The following is a 15,848-nucleotide window of genomic DNA, read 5'->3' as shown; positions in this document are numbered from 1 at the left end:
TCTATCTTGTTAGTTTGTCTCTAGTTTACGGAAGTTTATGCTCACCTTGCCAGAGATCTTTTTGTTTTTCTCGTTCGCGAACCACAATTGCTTTGTCGCCGTCTACCATAATTTCCGCTGGTCGACAGCGGCTATTGTAGTTCGACGCCATTACAAAACCATAGGCGCCAGCACTTCGAACCGCAAGTAAGTCGGTTGGTTCAATAGCTAATTCTCGATCTTTTCCTATAAAGTCACCGGTTTCGCACACAGGCCCTACAACGTCATAGGTGCGAGGCGTTGCCGTGGTTTCTTCTTTCACAGGAATAATATTTTGCCATGCAGAGTAAAGCGCAGGGCGCAATAAATCGTTCATAGCAGCATCGACAATGGCGAAACTCTTCTCTTCACCTTCTTTGATAAATTCAACTTCAGTGACCAGAATACCCGCGTTAGCCGCAATAGCTCGACCAGGTTCAAGGATAAGCTTAAGGTTTTCGCGGCCTACCATCTTTTCAGCCATGGCTTGTGCGTAGGCTTTAGGATGAGGCGGTTGCTCGTCGTTGTAAGTTACGCCAAGACCACCACCTACATCTAAATGCTCAATAATAATGTTGCGCTCGGCTAGTTCATCAATAAGCAGAAGTAAGCGTTCTAATGCATCAACAAAAGGTCCAATTTCGGTAAGCTGTGAGCCTATGTGACAGTCCATACCAACCACATTCAGATGAGGAAGCGATGCAGCCAGCTCATAAGTAGCCAACGCGCGTTCACGTGCAATACCAAATTTATTCGCCTTCAAACCCGTAGAAATATAAGGGTGAGTTTTGGCATCAACGTCAGGGTTTATGCGCAGTGAAATAGGGGCTTTTACACCCATTTCGCCGGCTACTTGGTTAATGCGGTGAAGCTCTGGCTCTGACTCTACGTTAAAACACATGATGCCTTGCTCTAACGCATAGCGGATCTCGTCGTGTTTTTTGCCTACGCCTGAAAATACCACTTTGCTTGCGTCACCACCGGCTTCAATAACACGGGCTAGTTCACCCGCTGAAACGATGTCAAAGCCTGATCCTAACTTCGCTAAAACATTCAACACACCAATGTTTGAGTTAGCTTTTACTGCATAACACACAAGGTGAGGGTGTTCACCGATAGCATCGTTAAACGCATGCCAATGGCGCTCTAACGTAGCGCGTGAGTAAATATAAACCGGCGTTCCGTGCTGGGCTGCAATATCAGAAACAGCCACTTGTTCAGCGTGAAGCTGACCTTGGCTGTAGGCGAAAAAATCCACTAGTTCAGCTCTCCAGAAGTAGTTGCGGGGGATGGGGTATTGGCGCTAGACGAAGCATCGACTCCTGTATTTTCAGAAGACGTTGGTTCAGTAGAGGTGTTTTGTGCAGGCGCGTCAGGAATATAAAGCGCCCCTTTATAACCACAGCCACACAATGCTGTGAGTGTTAGCAAGAAAACAACTGACTTTTTAAGCACGAAAAATCCCGCAAAGAATACGACAAATGCCGCTATCATCGCATTGCGGTGTTAAATTGCAAGAGCCAATAAACGTTCTTGTGTTTTATCGCCGTATTGAACGTTTTTCCAAAGGGCGTCACACAGGCTCTGTGTATCAGAAAAGTCTTTGTTTTTGAGCCAATCGATTAGAACATTGGGGTTATCAGGAAAAGCGATAGCTTCATTTTCAGGCGCTTCAAGCCACTCTTCTACTATGTCGGTGTCGAGTTGAAATAGCGTCTGACACAAATCCAATTTGTTAAGGGTTAACACGTTGGAAAGCTGTTCAAACTGACCGTGTAACGGTTTAATCAACAGTTTTTTGCCTAGCTGGAGTGCTTCGCTAGATAGCTCAAAGCCTCCGTTAGCAATTACGCCACTGGCATGCTGTAAGGCTTTTTGAAAATGTTTTTTAGAGGTTGGATGCCAGTGGATATGGCCCATCTCTCTCGCTTCGTCGATATTCGGATGGAAACATTCGAATACTTGGTCGCTTAGCGGTTCAAGCATTTGGTGAATATCTTCAATATCTTCGAAAGGTAGGTAAACCAGTACGTGACCATTACCGGAAGACACAACGGGTTTTTCCGAAACGAACGGCGGGATAATAGGCTGATTAAAATGATACCAGTGTACACCTAGTTGAAGTTCGGTAGGTGCGAATAGCTTCATTATCAAACTATCAAAAATGGTATTGCCACTTTTAGGCACGTTGTACGTAAACGCCGCTTGATGGCTGATAGAAATAGAAGGTAGCCCCTGTTTCTTTGCAGCCCAGGCCGTTACGGGCTCAAAGTCGTTTACCAGCAAATCGTAACCACTGGTATCGAATGCCTTGATGTCTTTGTTTAACTGACGAAGGTTGGCGTCTTTAACGGTAGACCATTTGTCTACGCGCCCGCTTTTCGTAATAAAGCTTAACCCTTTGTATGTTCGGTATGTACCAAACACTTCCATATCAAAATATTTGTCAGGGGCGCGACCAGAAAAAACAAAGTCAACGCTAACATCGTCTCGCTCGGCCAATGCTGCCGCCATAATTCGTGCTCGAGCAATATGCCCATTTCCGGTGCCTTGCACACCATACAATAATTTCATGCTACCCCAGAATTGAAATACTTAGTGTCGCGATTGTTACGCCTAGTAGAGAGCCTGCGACCACATCAGAAGGATAATGTACACCTAACAGTACCCGTGACAGCCCTATGAGTGCTGCCCAACTGTAAGCAAGTAAGGCAAATGGCGGGTAATAGTGCGCAATGATACACGCCATTAGTGTTGCCGCAGCAGTATGGCCTGAGGGTAGAGAAAACTTATCAGAAGGCGTGACATGTGCTGTTAAATTCATTAGAAAATCGCAAGGGCGAGGGCGCTTGAACATTTTCTTAAGCAGCACATAGATGGGTAATTCCAGCGCATATGCCATCAGCGCTGTGTAAAGGAAAAGCTCACCGTGCTCCGGCTCAAATGCCCAAAGCAGCATACCGATTACAAAGTATAAGTAGCCGTCACCTGTTTTCGACAACCAGACAATACTTCTACAGTCTCTTTTTTGCGTCAGTTTGTAGAGGCGATAAAATAAGTCAGTGTCGTACTTGGTCAAGGATTTCATCAACATCGCCTTGTCCCCTATCGGTTAATTACTGCACAGGCTAAAGTGTGTCTGTGACCAGTGGGTGACGGAAAAAAGAAACTTTTTTGACATCTAACGCGGTTCCTATTTTTTGTCATTTACCCATTTCACTCACGGGGAAAGTGGTTATTAAACAAAATTTTTTAGAAGAACAATTTTAGCTTGATTCATGAAGCAAAATACGTGCTCAATTAAGGCTCATCTGCGTTGAATTACTGCTTTTTTAACAAAACATAAAAATTTGATGAAACGCGCTAAATCAACCATTTGCATCATCAGAATAAATGCTATGCTAGGTCTAACGAGCATAGAGCTTCAACGCTTCTCAATTTTAGTAAGGCAAAATAATGGAATACAACACATCTGAATTATGCGACTTGTTTGCTGACAGCGTAGACGTAGTAGATCCGATTTTCGCAAGCTTTGGTGGCCGTTATTCTTTTGGTGGTGAGATTACCACCGTAAAATGCTTTGAAGACCGAGGTCTTATCGACCGTGTGCTTGCCCAGCCTGGTGCAGGTAAAGTACTACTGATAGATGGCGGAGGCTCAAGCCGACGTGCACTATTTGATGCATCATCTGCTCAAGTCGCTATTGATAACGATTGGGAAGGGGTTGTGATTTACGGTAGCGTGCGTGAAGTTGATAGCCTTGCTGAATTGGATATTGGCGTATTAGCCGTAGCAGCCATTCCAGTAAATGCCGAATGTGAAAGCATTGGCGAAGTTGACGTACCGGTTAACTTTGGCGGCGTTACGTTTTTACCTGAAGACCACCTATATGCAGATAGCACGGGCGTTATTCTTTCTCCTGAACCGCTAGATTTAGATTGAAGTTAAGCAGTAAACAAAAGCTACCTGCTTTAAGAATACATGAAAAAACGGAGGCGTAAGGCCTCCGTTTGCGTTTTTATTATTTGCGGGGTTTACGATAGCGCCAATAAGACGAATTGATAAGCCCAGAGATAACGTCGAATTGACGTCGGTGCTACTTAAAACTACTTATTCGCTTCTTCAAACACTTGGTTTAAATACATAGCAATGCGAATACCGGCCATCTGTAAACGCTTTTTAGCAGTAGGCAGATGATTGTATAAGTAGTCGTAGCTCATGTTATTGGCGTCATCTGGGTAAATGGTATCGCGAATAGCGGTACTTTCCTCAATCCATACCATAGGGTCGGTCGTAGCCCAACTGCGAATGTCTTCTGAGGTAATGGTTTGTGTAAGCCATTCAGTCCACTCAGAATACGACAATTTGCGCTGCTCTAGCATCTGCGAATCCCATACGCGGTGTAAATTAGAATCTTGCCAGAAGAAGCGTACTTTTACATCGTTTCCACCGCGGTCGGTGCCGTTGCCAGCGTGCAGTGGTTGATGGAGATCGCCTATGATATGCACAATAAACTGAAGGGCTAGACGCTTTTCTTCAATGCTGGCTGTGTCGCTTTTTAAGGTTTCAGTAAATTGCTTTAACGCTGTAACAGCATCACCCTGCTTTGGTGCACCAACTTCTTCGTAGGTCTTTCCTTCAGGTACAGAAACATAGTGCCAAGGGCTAGCGGTTTTTTGCCAAAATTCGCTGGGGTCAGAACGCATTTCATCGGCATGGGTCGAGGCCTCAGCCAACGAACCATGTGGCAACAGCTCCATAAGTGCAGCCTGCGATAGAGGGCTAAGATATTGCTGGGCAATAGCGCCTGTTACTCTGTGGCCTGTTTGTCCCCATCCGAAAGCGGGTGATGCAATACACAATGTAAATAGTGTACTCAGCGCAACTGCGCAAATCTTGTTTGCAAACGCGAACATGATTAATCCTCTGAATGTTTTGAAGACTGATAGCCCCATCTTGCGACAAGAGACTGCTCAATACCTAGGTGGTCTAGTATGCGCGCCACAACAAAATCCACTAAGTCGTCAATTGTCTTGGGGTTGTGATAAAAGCCTGGCGCAGCGGGCATTATAGTAGCCCCCATTTGTGAAAGTTTAAGCATATTTTCTAAATGAATAGATGAAAGAGGCATTTCACGTGGAACTAAAATAAGTTGTCCCCGCTCCTTTAACACGACATCGGCGGCGCGCTCAATAAGGTTGTCGCTTGCGCCAATACTAATGGCAGAAAGCGTACCTGTAGAGCATGGGCATACCACCATTTTAGCTGGGGCGGCTGAACCTGAAGCAACTGGGGAAAACCATTCTTCTTTACCAAATACTTTGATTTGATCAGGTTTAGCATTGCAGTGTTCCGTAAAAAACGCCGCTGCGTCTTCGGGGCGGCCCGGTATTTTTACGTTCTCTTCAGTAGCAAATACCACCTTGGCCGCTGAAGAGATAAGTACGTAAACTTGATAGTCTGCATTAACCAACGATTTCAGCAGTGTTAGAGCGTAAGGTGCGCCAGATGCCCCTGTAATAGCAAGCGTAACTTGCTTATCGTGTTTCATGATTTAGCCTCTGTTGATAACAAGCCTTGTGGCTTGTCCATCGAATATAACGTTATTCTAATTTTTTACAGTTTGGACTTCATTTTTAAAGCGTCGAGAATACGGCCGTGAATGCCTTCGAAACCGCCGTTACTCATTACAAGAATATGATCGCCCGATTGTGCTACGTTGCAAACGTCTTGAACGATCTTCTCTACATCTCTGAAACAGTGAGTAGGCGCATTACTGTGCGCTACCGAATCGACTAAAGACCAGTCCATGCCTTCAGGTTCATAAAGGTAAACCTCATCGGCTTTTTGCCATGAATTAGCCAGTGTATCTTTGTGTACGCCCATTTTCATGGTGTTCGAGCGCGGCTCTAGCACGGCTAATATACGTGCATTACCTACCTTTTTGCGCAGTCCATCAAGTGTAGTCGCTATAGCGGTAGGGTGGTGCGCAAAGTCATCGTAAAGCGTGACGCCGTCGACTTCGCCCTTAACTTCCATGCGGCGCTTAACGTTTTTAAAAAATGATAGTGCTGCTATAGCATCGGGTAAGGTAACGCCTGCATGATGGGCAGCGGCTATTGCCATAAGAGCGTTGTCTACATTGTGCTGACCCACAAGTGACCAAGTTACGGTTCCGGCTATAACCCCGTTATGTAATACATTAAATTCACTGCCGTCTTTCTTTAGCAGTTCAGCATGCCATTCTTTGCCTAAAGACTGACGTGACGACCAGCACCCTTTTTTGAGCATATCTTCAATAGCGGGCGTGCCGTTTGGCGTAAGAATAAGCCCATTTTCCGGCACCATGCGAACCAAATGGTGAAACTGGGTTTGTATAGCTGCAAGGTCTGCGAAAATATCGGCGTGATCAAACTCAAGGTTGTTGATAACCAATGTTTTCGGGCGATAGTGTACAAACTTAGAACGTTTATCGAAAAATGCGCTGTCGTATTCATCGGCTTCTATAACAAAAAAAGGGCTTTCACCCACGCGGGCCGATACGCCAAAGTTCTCAGGAACGCCGCCAATCAAATAACCTGGATTAAGACCTGCGTGTTCCAAAATCCACGCCACCATACTGCTGGTGGTGGTTTTACCGTGGGTACCAGATAGACCGATGACCCAACGATCTTTGAGTAAGTTATCTAGCAGCCATTGTGGGCCGCTGGTGTAAGGTAAATTGCGATTTAATACGTACTCTACCGCCGGGTTGCCACGCGACATGGCGTTACCAATCACTACCATATCTGGTACTGGATCAAATTGGCTTTCGCTATAGCCTTGTGTAAGCTCGATGCCTAGTGCTTCAAGCTGAGTGCTCATTGGGGGATAAACGTTCTTATCTGAGCCTGTAACCTTGTGGCCTAGTGATTTGGCAATGGCGGCGATGCCACCCATAAAACTTCCACAAATGCCTAAAATATGTACATGCATAGCGCATTCTCGGTGATTTATCATGTTATTGGCGTACTGTATCAGAACCCTACGACCGATAGATAATTCAATTTTCATCGATTTATAATGGTCGCCAGCCTTTGTTTAGAACAAATATTTGAATATTCGCAGCTTTCAAACTGGTATGGTGTGTGAATGACTTTTTGAAGGTGTGTTCCACTTAACTAAGAACACGGTTACAATCTAACCACAGGCTTAAAACCTGTGTGTGCTTCAGATAAACGCCGGTAAGGAAAGCTGAGCGACTGCAAGTACAACACCCTACAAATAAAAAAAGGCTTATATTCAATGAAACGTTTAAATTCCCAATTGCAACAAGACGGTGCACCGCTTGAGTTAATACTACTCATTCGTACACTGCTAGCGGGCTGTAAAGAAATTTCTTTCCGCGTGAGTCAAGGCGCACTTGCTGGCGTGCTTGGTTCGACTCTTTCAGAAAACGTACAGGGCGAAACGCAGAAAAAGCTCGACGTTATCTCAAACCACATTCTAAAGGATACGCTAAGGGAATCTGGTTACGTTAAAGCCATCTCGTCTGAAGAAGAAGACGATGTTGTTCCGTGCAATCCGGAAGGTAACTATCTAGTAAGCTTCGACCCGCTAGATGGCTCGTCAAACACTGAAATTAATAGCCTAATTGGTACTATTTTCTCTATCACCCATGCACCGCAGTGGATGAAGCCAGATGATCCGTCTGCGTTCTTGCAGCCAGGCACACAAATGGTTGCAGCAGGTTATGTGCTTTATGGCCCGTCTACGATGCTAGCGCTAACTACAGGTCGCGGTACGCACATCTATACCCTTGATAAAACTCACGGTGGCTTCCTACTGACTCACCCGAATATTCAAGTGCCTGAAGAAACCTCTGAGTTCTCAATTAACGCGTCGAACCAGCGTCATTGGGAACCGGCAATGCAGGCGTATGTTGCTGACCTGCTAGCAGGTAAAGAAGGTCCTCGTGGCAAAGACTTTAACATGCGCTGGGTAGCGGCTATGGTGGGTGATATTCATCGTTTACTTTGTCGTGGTGGCATCTTTATGTACCCGTTTGATAACAGAGACCCGTCTAAGCCAGGCAAATTGCGTTTGCTTTACGAAGCAAACCCAATGGCATTTTTGATGGAGCAAGCTGGTGGTAAAGCTGAAACGGGCGCAGGCCGAATTCTAGAAGTAATGCCTGAAGAAATTCACCAGCGCGTACCTTGCATTATCGGCTCGAAAGACGAAGTTGATATGTGCTTAAGCTACAACGACAAAGCGTAGTAGCGAAAAAATGGCCCTGAAGGGCCATTTTTTATTAAAAAGCAGCAAAATTTAATGAAAAATAAAGAGATTAGTACGACATGGGTCGTAAAGCGTTTTTATTTTGCTGTTGTCACCGTATACTTACGACCAAAATTTTTAATCCATTATTGAAAGGACCTAAGAATGAGCTTGAGTGCTATTTCTGCTGGTAAAAATGTACCAGATGAAGTGAACGTAATCATTGAGATTCCAGCACACGCTGACCCGGTGAAGTACGAAGTAGACAAAGACACTGGCGCGCTATTTGTTGACCGTTTCATGGCAACTTGCATGCACTATCCAACTAACTACGGTTACGTGAACAACACCTTGTCTGAAGACGGCGACCCAGTTGACGTATTAGTGATGACTCCGTTCCCACTACTTGCAGGTTCTGTCATTAAGTGTCGTCCAGTTGGCGTACTAAACATGACTGACGAGTCTGGTAAAGATGCAAAAGTACTAGCGGTACCAGTAGATAAGCTTTCTACTATCTATCGTGACGTTAAAGAAATTGCAGACGTACCTCCGCTTCTTCTTAAGCAAATCGAGCACTTCTTCGAGCACTATAAAGATCTTGAAGAAGGCAAGTGGGTGAAGATTGACGGTTGGGCAGACGCTGCAGCTGCAAAAGAAGAAATTACCGCAAGCATCGCGCGTTTCGAAGCAGAATAATTCACGCTGCTTTAAATTGATGATACAAAGGGCTGGTGAAATACCGGCCCTTTTTGTATGTGGTCTAAAAGTGAAGATTGAAAACGAAAAGCAAAAGCCTATACAAAAAAAGCTAACAAAATACTCAACGATAGAGAGCAGTATGATCCACCATAAATTATCCATGCCTTCATTATTTGCTGTAATACTGATGGTTGTAAGCTTCAACGCTCTGGCAGATGAAGCTCCCGTAGAAGTATATTGGGAAGACCTAGTGCCTGAAGGCTTTAATGAGCTCGCGCCACCTTCAGTTCAACACAATGGTGAAATGAGTCAGCTTCAGCCTGATGCACCAGTGGTCGATACCTTTGACGGAAAGCGTGTAAAAATACCTGGGTTCGTTGTGCCGCTAGAAGGTACCGCTGAGCTTACTACCGAGTTCTTACTCGTTCCGTATTTTGGCGCCTGTATTCACGTACCACCACCGCCTTCGAATCAAATTGTGTACGTAAAGTTTGAAGAAGGTGTGCGCATAGACAATATTTACGACGCGATTTGGGTAACCGGCGAACTGTCGACTGACGGCTGGAAAGGCGATATCGCATCTGTAGGTTATCGTTTGACCGGCGAAGCAGTCGAAGGGTTTTAAAGATAGCTAGCCGAGTTGGCTAGCCCTGCGTATAAATTTGTTCAGCGCGGTTAAATAGAAGCCACGACGTTAGAATGTACTTGTCGTTACTTTTTGGAATTTGGCCGCGGTGCGTGTGAGTAAAATAGGCGGGCGCAATCACCATTCTGCCTGCTTTGGGCTTGACCGCACGGTTTTGATAGTAAAATTCTGTTTCGCCGCCTTCGTCCACATCATTTAAGTAGTACATAAACAGCAGCACGCGGTGCAGCGCATCGTTATGTTGAAGCTGCGGGTACACTTCTGAGTGCCAGTAGGGGTAGCCACCGTTACCTGCGGTGTATCGCTGCGCATTAACATCGCCTACTCGGAATAGGTAGTTAACCAGGTTGGCTAAATTTGGCTTACCCACTTCTTCAAAGTTTTCCCCAGTAACTTTTACCGGCTCGCCGGCTTTGGGGTGGCGTACGGTTAGGCCAATAGGCCCAACAAGCGCAAAATAGTACTTTTCAATATAGGCAACCAGCTGCTTTCCGGTGTGCTGCATCACTTGCTGAAATAAGTCTTTAAATTCCGGGCTTCGGCTTATGGACACATCCATGCTGCGCTTTTTATCTAAATCTACACCACCGCCAGTGCGGCCTTGACTCAAATTAGGGCTGCTTTCAAAGCGCGCCATAAGCTGCGAGCACAGCTCTGGGGGTAACACATCATCAATAACTTCAATTAAATCGCTCATGGGTACCTCGTACTGCGCTTTATTACTTAGTGGGTAGTTCTTTAAAGTGTGACTGCAGTTCCGACTTCACTTTATCCGGGATAGGCGCAGAGCGCTGTGTTTTATAGTCAAAATGTACCATAGTAGTCACGCCAGTTGAGCATAGCTTGTCGTCTTGCCAAAGCTCCTGAAACACGTCGAATGCACTGTTTCCCAACCGACTAATGTAGGTTTTCACCGTAACTGTTTTTCCATAAAAAATTTGAGCTAAAAAATCGACCTTGTAGCTGGCTAAAATTAGCGGCCAGTTTTGTAAGTCTAGCTCAGGCGTAAACATTCTAAAAATGGGCTCTCTAGCTGCTTCAAACCACGCAACTAGTGCCGTATTACTAACATGTTGCAAAGCATCGGTTTCGCAAAAACGCACGTCGAAAGAAGTGATAAGTGGTGCTGTATTACTCATAATTATTTGTAGGCATTGTTATAAGTTTGGTTTCCACTCTAGCACTATGGAGTGTACTTTTCAGTATTGAAAAATCATGTATGTTCTTTATGAAAGCTTTCTCATAACTAAGAAGCGTTACAATCCTAACTTAATTATTGATGTATTCACGCCCGATTGCGCCGCATATAGGATGTCGCCTTTATATCCAATTACGCGCTTTAGCAACGCTCTAGATTGTAGTGTAGCCACTTTAAGGTTAGTAGAGAGGTCAACGATGTGAGTTACTTCTCCCTCGCTATACCAGTGGTGAAGCTTTCCTTTATATTCAAAGATACGTTTTTGCATTGTTGGTGTAGCGACGAATTCCCGTTTTTCATTCCTAATCGTATTTGATACGTTATCTACGTACATGCAACCTTCATGCGCCGAAAATATACGCTCGCCTTGAGACGCGATCTTATTGAAAGTGCCAAGTGATTTTGCAAATGAATAAATTCCGCTAGACGCTTCTAATATCATGCAATTACCGTTAGAAATGATATCAATAACATCAAGGTCAGCAACTTCAAAGAGTTCTTTATCTTTTAACTTCCAAACCCCAGACGCACCAGCTAGATATATATCATTTTCGAAGAATGCTAAGTGTCTTAATGATTTCTCGGTTTCAATATATTGCAGTTTTGATACGTCACCGTTTTTTCTCTGCTCAATAACATAGCCAAAGTGAGTGAGGCCCATAATGGAAAGTGTATCGTCTGTATACGTGAAATCTCGAACCCCATCTTCTAAATGAAATTCGTATTTTTGAGAATAGCTTGTAATGAATTCTTGCGAAGCATTTCCGAGAGTCAGATGAAGGTTACCGTCAAGGAAAAGAGGATCGTCGATTTTTACCGCCTGTGATGCAAGAAATAAAGATGGCTCAATACTTTGATCAAGAACGTTATCTTCCAGTCTCAATTGGAATAATTCATTATGGTTACCAGTATAAAAAAGTGAGTCCTCGGACAATGCAATTGAATATGGGGTTGCAGCATATTCGAAGATTGTTCTCTGCTGCCTATCTTTTAAGTATATGAGCTTTGTTTGCTTTAAGTGATCTTCCCTAAGAGAGAATAAGCCATGGCGGTAAGCCTTAATGAATCCATCAATGTAAAAAGGTGAATTTGCGGGAAAGCCAATAACATCTTCTTGAGTTTCTAATCGCCTTGTTTTCAGGTCGTAAATGAAAGGCTTTATCGAGTCGCTTTTATTAAGGTTAAAAGTTATCCAAAATTTATTTTCATCTATCCAGTCAAATGAAGGAAAAGCGTTTTGTCGATTGCAAGGTATTACGTCAATCAGATTTTCAATAGGTTTCTCATATATATTGATCTTACACTGACCATCTTCGACTACATGGATAACTGTTTTTCCCCCGTTGCTAATTTCTAAACCTCTAAAGGCTCCGGGATAATTTGCGTGTCGGATCAGGGTGTTTTGGCGGTTGCGGGTTTTAAAAATAGAGGACGTACTTTTGTCTCTTGTAGTTACAAAGTAAGCCTCGCCAAACTTATCGTAATCTACAATGTACTCGTCAGATGAAAAAACGGTTTGTTTAGTGAGCGCTTGACTAATAGTTGAAGAGTCGAGTTGTCTATATTCGTATATGATAAATACACATAATGAACATATCACAAGAGAAAACAAGGCAAAGAAGATCTGCTTTTGAGAAATAGGGCGCTTCTGGGGATGCTCAATGTCGAGAAGTTCGAAATCTAGCTGGTAACCCCTGCCTCTCAAATTTTTAAAGTTATCTTTAGCACAGAACTTTTTTCTTAAATCACTGATGAGACGTCTAACGGAGTTATGAGTAACAACTCTTTGTTCCCATACTTCGGCTTCTAAAGTCTGTGTACTCACGAAGCCATTATCTGAATTAAAGAAGGCGTTCAGTGCTGCCTGTTCATGAAAGGAAAATACAATTTTACATCCATTTTTTGTGGCATGACTTAAATCATCGGCCACCCTAAATCCATTTATTAAATACATTTACTACATTCTTACTGGAGAAAAGCGACTTTTCTCAATATCACCGTCAAAAATATCGCTCAAATGATGAGCGTGTAAGCTACTGATAACTATTTAATTTCACACTTTATCACAGAAGTTCACAACAATTAACTACGAAACTACCTTTAAACCTCAGATATTAGGTCCCACCACTAACATTAAAAAATAAGTGTGTGCTTTAGCGGTTAGAAAAGACTTAAAAAGTTGATAAATAGAAACATCAAAAAGAAGTGGTCAACAACTTCAAAACTACGTCTTTTGCTCAAAATGAAAATTAGAACATGGAAACTTGGAAAATGAAAAAAGTTGGTATAGGAGCTGTTGCAGCAGCATTCGTATTAAGTGGCTGTGCAACAGTTAACAACGCTTCAATTGAGAAAAACAAAAGTATTGAGTTATACAGAGTTTTTGACATCAAAACTAATGCTGATAGATATGTGGTAACAGAGGCTGCCAGCGATGGGTTAGGTGCTAATGTTTCCTCAGCAGACGAGCGCAACCCTATCGTAATGGGAGATCTGCCAGAGAAGCCTGGAAGATTTAAACCTGTAGATGGAACTTCGGCCTTTGGCAACGCAAATGGAATGATGAGTTTGGCATTGAAAATGAATTCATCTATTGGTAATGCTCTCAAAACTGCTTCATGTGAAGGGGCTGTTTGGACAGCAACTGCTCAAAAGAATGCTGACAATGCATTCAACATGTCTTTCAACCTATGTCTATGGAAGTATCAAGGTGGTTACGCACTTGATGTTTACGCCAACTATACTAAAAAAGAGGGCGGTGGTTTTCTTGGTGTGACTGGCCTAGCACGGGAGGCGGCATATGCAATTGCAGGTACGCCTGAAGAGTGGGCCGAAAAAACAGTGTTAGATGTTGTTAGAAAAATAAAACAAGTATCGCAAGCTGAAATTAAATATGTGGAAGGCTACCCGAGACTGAACTCTGCTCCTTGGCAGGACTCTGGAGAAATATTTAATAACGAAGGTTATTTATCGCCAGCTCCTATTGCTCCAAACTAATTACAAAATATTCATCTAAGAAGGGGCGTTCGCCCCTTTTTCTTTTCTTGTTAGTCCTCATAGTGTGACCTCTAAAGGCTTTTGCACTACAATCCGCTTCTAACTTTTTGAGCGAACATACTATGACTGCGATTGGGATTGACTACGGTACATCAAATTCTGAGGTTGTGTATTTTGATGGAGCGGCCCATCAGCACATCAAACTTGACCCGCTAGATAAGAAAGGCAACAAAATCCGTTCTTCGGTGTTCATCTATTTTGAGGATGAACTGCCACCGCCTCCTGATGCTATGGTGGAGGCGAAAGTTGCGCAGTTACAGCGAGTGATCAGCGAACAGATAGATAAAGCCAAAGACGGCTATTATTCGGCAAAAGACCCGAAAGAGCAGGCGATGTATAGCAGCCGAATTGACTCGCTGCGTGGTGACCTTCATAACAAGCCCGCCCTTCAACGCAAAGCGATTCAGCAGTTAATGCACGCTATGTCGCTAGACGAGATTCCTTTGCTGCGTTTAGTAGAGCACGGCAAGTTTGCGTTTGGTGAAGAAGGGTTTAGACGCTTTCTTAAAATGCCGGACAAAGGCCGACTTATCTATTCACCTAAGAACTTTTTAGGCGCATCGCTAGATGGCGACCAAAAACAGGCGTTCATCGGTATTATTGCTAAGCAGCTAGCTTACTTTAAACAGTGTGCCGAGCAGCAGTTAGGCAAGGTGGTAAACAATGCGGTTATCGGCAGACCTGTGAAATTTCACGGCACCCGCGGTGAAGAGGGCAACGCACAAGCCATTCAAATTATGACTGAAGCGGCAACTAATGCTGGGTTTTCAGGTGTTAACTTCTTGGATGAACCTATTGCTGCAGCTTATAAGATTGAACAAACCTTACCAAAAGACACTACCACGCTGATTGTAGATATTGGTGGGGGGACCACAGATATTTGCTGTATTAAGCTCTCACCTGAGCGTTCCAATCAGCTTGACCGTAAAGATGATGTGCTAGCGGTAACAGGCCGACGTTTAGGCGGTATGGATTGTGATAAAAGCTTAGTTCTTAAAGGCATAGCGCCTGAAATGGGTATGGGCCTTAAAATGATGAACGGGCTTCCTGTTCCGCCTACCTATTTTTCTGATATGTGCGCAGTTGACAACATTCCAGCGCTTACGCGCTTTTTCTCTGATGACTACGGGTTAGATATTTCTCAAACCATGTCTGTAATTAAAGAGCCGGCCCAATTAGAGCGTTTGCTTATCGTGCAAGAGAACAAGTTGTCTGCTCGAGTCGTAAACTCAGCTCGATTAGCCAAAGAACTGCTTTCGAGCAAGCAAAACATTACGCTGCCGCTGCACTATATTGAAGACGACTTTGATGTAGAGATCTCACAGGATTCACTTAAAAAGGCGTTAAAACCTTGGCTAGATAAAGTGAAAGCACTAGTGGTGGAATGTTTGGAAAACAGCAGTGAAAAACCAGAGGTGGTAATGATAACGGGTGGTATGAGTTTATCGCCTATTGTCGTTGATGCACTCTATGAAAAACTGCTTACGGGGCTGCCTCGATTAGAAAACGATGCATTCAACTCGGTGTGCGAAGGATTAGCAATTCAAGCGGCTAAGCACGCTTAATATCGTCTATAATTAAACACTAAGCCTTAGCGTAGTTACGCCTACTACGCTAAGGCTTTTTTGATCAGTGCTTAAGAATATTGTGTTCTTTCAAAAAAACTGCGATGGCTTCTGGCGACTCGAAAGCATTTAACAGCATTTCTTGTGCGCGCGCTTTCACATCGTTATCTTCAGATGATGAAAGTAAGTGGTACCAAGTCTTAACTAAGGCTAGTGGTGGCGTTTGAGTCATTGGGTTTCGCTCCAGCAATTCTTACTGCAAAATTCACATAAATCATCGTAACGTATGATTTGCCAAAACAAGCTCTGACCAGCGTAAAAAACGTGTAAATAAGCATCAACGCGCACTTTTTACAAATTGAAGTGTAAATTTCACAACAACTCGCAAGAAGAAATCGTGCGCTTA

Annotated in this window: 17 protein-coding genes; 6 read left to right on the top strand and 11 right to left on the bottom strand. The window is 43.8% G+C overall.

Annotated elements, in window-relative coordinates:
• Positions 1–25: 25 nt before the first annotated feature.
• From lysA to ACXACS_RS00770, 4 genes are read right to left on the bottom strand one after another with little or no spacing between them, the layout of a single operon-like run.
• Positions 26–1,276, bottom strand: a complete 1,251-nt coding sequence (lysA, locus tag ACXACS_RS00785) for a diaminopimelate decarboxylase (RefSeq protein ID WP_474802906.1) — start codon at positions 1,274–1,276, stop codon at positions 26–28.
• Positions 1,276–1,473 carry an LPS translocon maturation chaperone LptM gene (gene lptM / locus ACXACS_RS00780; RefSeq protein ID WP_474802905.1) on the bottom strand — a complete coding sequence of 66 codons (198 nt, stop codon included), beginning with the start codon at positions 1,471–1,473 and terminating at the stop codon, positions 1,276–1,278. The genes lysA and lptM overlap by 1 nt, the downstream gene beginning before the upstream one ends.
• Before the next feature lie 51 nt (positions 1,474–1,524).
• The gene (locus ACXACS_RS00775) at positions 1,525–2,592 is read right to left on the bottom strand and encodes an MJ1255/VC2487 family glycosyltransferase (RefSeq protein WP_474802904.1); all 1,068 of its coding nucleotides are present in this window, start codon (positions 2,590–2,592) and stop codon (positions 1,525–1,527) included.
• 1 nt (position 2,593) lies between these two features.
• Positions 2,594–3,106, bottom strand: coding sequence for a phosphatase PAP2 family protein (locus ACXACS_RS00770; RefSeq protein WP_474802902.1), 513 nt, complete (start codon positions 3,104–3,106; stop codon positions 2,594–2,596).
• A 368-nt stretch (positions 3,107–3,474) separates the two neighbouring features.
• Between ACXACS_RS00770 and rraA the strand changes: the two genes are divergently transcribed.
• Positions 3,475–3,960, top strand: a complete 486-nt coding sequence (rraA, locus tag ACXACS_RS00765) for a ribonuclease E activity regulator RraA (RefSeq protein WP_179982013.1) — start codon at positions 3,475–3,477, stop codon at positions 3,958–3,960.
• 164 nt (positions 3,961–4,124) lie between these two features.
• On the opposite strand, the gene ACXACS_RS00760 is transcribed toward rraA, so the two are convergent.
• The 3 genes from ACXACS_RS00760 to mpl all read right to left on the bottom strand — a co-directional run bounded on the left by ACXACS_RS00760 (position 4,125) and on the right by mpl (position 6,993).
• Positions 4,125–4,934, bottom strand: a complete 810-nt coding sequence (locus ACXACS_RS00760; RefSeq protein ID WP_474802899.1) for a S1/P1 nuclease — start codon at positions 4,932–4,934, stop codon at positions 4,125–4,127.
• 2 nt (positions 4,935–4,936) lie between these two features.
• The gene (locus tag ACXACS_RS00755) at positions 4,937–5,569 is read right to left on the bottom strand and encodes a flavin prenyltransferase UbiX (RefSeq protein ID WP_014975357.1); all 633 of its coding nucleotides are present in this window, start codon (positions 5,567–5,569) and stop codon (positions 4,937–4,939) included.
• Positions 5,570–5,634: 65 nt separating this feature from the next.
• Complete coding sequence (gene mpl / locus ACXACS_RS00750) at positions 5,635–6,993, bottom strand: UDP-N-acetylmuramate:L-alanyl-gamma-D-glutamyl-meso-diaminopimelate ligase (RefSeq protein ID WP_474802896.1); 1,359 nt, start codon at positions 6,991–6,993, stop codon at positions 5,635–5,637.
• Between the two features lie 309 nt (positions 6,994–7,302).
• Here mpl and ACXACS_RS00745 point away from each other — a divergent pair, with 309 nt between their 5' ends.
• The 3 genes from ACXACS_RS00745 to ACXACS_RS00735 all read left to right on the top strand — a co-directional run bounded on the left by ACXACS_RS00745 (position 7,303) and on the right by ACXACS_RS00735 (position 9,601).
• Positions 7,303–8,277 (top strand): class 1 fructose-bisphosphatase, encoded by a 975-nt coding sequence (locus ACXACS_RS00745; RefSeq protein WP_474802894.1) that lies wholly within the window; start codon positions 7,303–7,305, stop codon positions 8,275–8,277.
• Positions 8,278–8,442: 165 nt separating this feature from the next.
• A complete protein-coding gene (ppa, locus tag ACXACS_RS00740) occupies positions 8,443–8,973 on the top strand; it encodes an inorganic diphosphatase (RefSeq protein WP_014947861.1) in 531 nt (176 codons plus the stop codon).
• Between the two features lie 142 nt (positions 8,974–9,115).
• The gene (locus ACXACS_RS00735; protein ID WP_474802890.1) at positions 9,116–9,601 is read left to right on the top strand and encodes a DUF3299 domain-containing protein; all 486 of its coding nucleotides are present in this window, start codon (positions 9,116–9,118) and stop codon (positions 9,599–9,601) included.
• A gap of 19 nt (positions 9,602–9,620) precedes the next feature.
• On the opposite strand, the gene ACXACS_RS00730 is transcribed toward ACXACS_RS00735, so the two are convergent.
• The 3 genes from ACXACS_RS00730 to ACXACS_RS00720 form a co-directional block, all read right to left on the bottom strand.
• The gene (locus ACXACS_RS00730; protein WP_474802888.1) at positions 9,621–10,319 is read right to left on the bottom strand and encodes a 2OG-Fe(II) oxygenase; all 699 of its coding nucleotides are present in this window, start codon (positions 10,317–10,319) and stop codon (positions 9,621–9,623) included.
• Between the two features lie 22 nt (positions 10,320–10,341).
• Positions 10,342–10,761, bottom strand: coding sequence for an acyl-CoA thioesterase (locus ACXACS_RS00725; RefSeq protein ID WP_474802886.1), 420 nt, complete (start codon positions 10,759–10,761; stop codon positions 10,342–10,344).
• Between the two features lie 117 nt (positions 10,762–10,878).
• Positions 10,879–12,750, bottom strand: a complete 1,872-nt coding sequence (locus tag ACXACS_RS00720; protein ID WP_474802884.1) for a winged helix-turn-helix domain-containing protein — start codon at positions 12,748–12,750, stop codon at positions 10,879–10,881.
• A 326-nt stretch (positions 12,751–13,076) separates the two neighbouring features.
• On the opposite strand from ACXACS_RS00720, the gene ACXACS_RS00715 reads away from it, so the two are divergent.
• Positions 13,077–13,817, top strand: coding sequence for a hypothetical protein (locus tag ACXACS_RS00715; protein ID WP_474802882.1), 741 nt, complete (start codon positions 13,077–13,079; stop codon positions 13,815–13,817).
• A 122-nt stretch (positions 13,818–13,939) separates the two neighbouring features.
• On the top strand, positions 13,940–15,442 hold the full coding sequence (locus ACXACS_RS00710; RefSeq protein ID WP_474802880.1) for an Hsp70 family protein: 1,503 nt from the start codon (positions 13,940–13,942) through the stop codon (positions 15,440–15,442).
• Positions 15,443–15,506: 64 nt separating this feature from the next.
• On the opposite strand, the gene ACXACS_RS00705 is transcribed toward ACXACS_RS00710, so the two are convergent.
• A complete protein-coding gene (locus ACXACS_RS00705) occupies positions 15,507–15,674 on the bottom strand; it encodes a hypothetical protein (RefSeq protein ID WP_474802878.1) in 168 nt (55 codons plus the stop codon).
• Between the last annotated feature and the right edge of the window lie 174 nt (positions 15,675–15,848).

The organism is Alteromonas sp. AWM4_230, assembly GCF_056158305.1.
The sequence above is the reverse complement of the archived record's forward strand: the minus strand, read 5'-3'. Positions and strand labels throughout refer to the sequence as shown.

Coding starts and splice junctions, on each gene's coding strand:
- ACXACS_RS00775 (WP_474802904.1), bottom strand. CDS start 2,592: ATGAAATTATTGTATGGTGTGCAAGGCACCGGAAATGGGCATATTGCT.
- ACXACS_RS00770 (WP_474802902.1), bottom strand. CDS start 3,106: ATGAAATCCTTGACCAAGTACGACACTGACTTATTTTATCGCCTCTAC.
- rraA (WP_179982013.1), top strand. CDS start 3,475: ATGGAATACAACACATCTGAATTATGCGACTTGTTTGCTGACAGCGTA.
- ACXACS_RS00760 (WP_474802899.1), bottom strand. CDS start 4,934: ATGTTCGCGTTTGCAAACAAGATTTGCGCAGTTGCGCTGAGTACACTA.
- ACXACS_RS00755 (WP_014975357.1), bottom strand. CDS start 5,569: ATGAAACACGATAAGCAAGTTACGCTTGCTATTACAGGGGCATCTGGC.
- mpl (WP_474802896.1), bottom strand. CDS start 6,993: ATGCATGTACATATTTTAGGCATTTGTGGAAGTTTTATGGGTGGCATC.
- ACXACS_RS00745 (WP_474802894.1), top strand. CDS start 7,303: ATGAAACGTTTAAATTCCCAATTGCAACAAGACGGTGCACCGCTTGAG.
- ppa (WP_014947861.1), top strand. CDS start 8,443: ATGAGCTTGAGTGCTATTTCTGCTGGTAAAAATGTACCAGATGAAGTG.
- ACXACS_RS00735 (WP_474802890.1), top strand. CDS start 9,116: ATGATCCACCATAAATTATCCATGCCTTCATTATTTGCTGTAATACTG.
- ACXACS_RS00730 (WP_474802888.1), bottom strand. CDS start 10,319: ATGAGCGATTTAATTGAAGTTATTGATGATGTGTTACCCCCAGAGCTG.
- ACXACS_RS00725 (WP_474802886.1), bottom strand. CDS start 10,761: ATGAGTAATACAGCACCACTTATCACTTCTTTCGACGTGCGTTTTTGC.
- ACXACS_RS00715 (WP_474802882.1), top strand. CDS start 13,077: ATGGAAACTTGGAAAATGAAAAAAGTTGGTATAGGAGCTGTTGCAGCA.
- ACXACS_RS00710 (WP_474802880.1), top strand. CDS start 13,940: ATGACTGCGATTGGGATTGACTACGGTACATCAAATTCTGAGGTTGTG.
- ACXACS_RS00705 (WP_474802878.1), bottom strand. CDS start 15,674: ATGACTCAAACGCCACCACTAGCCTTAGTTAAGACTTGGTACCACTTA.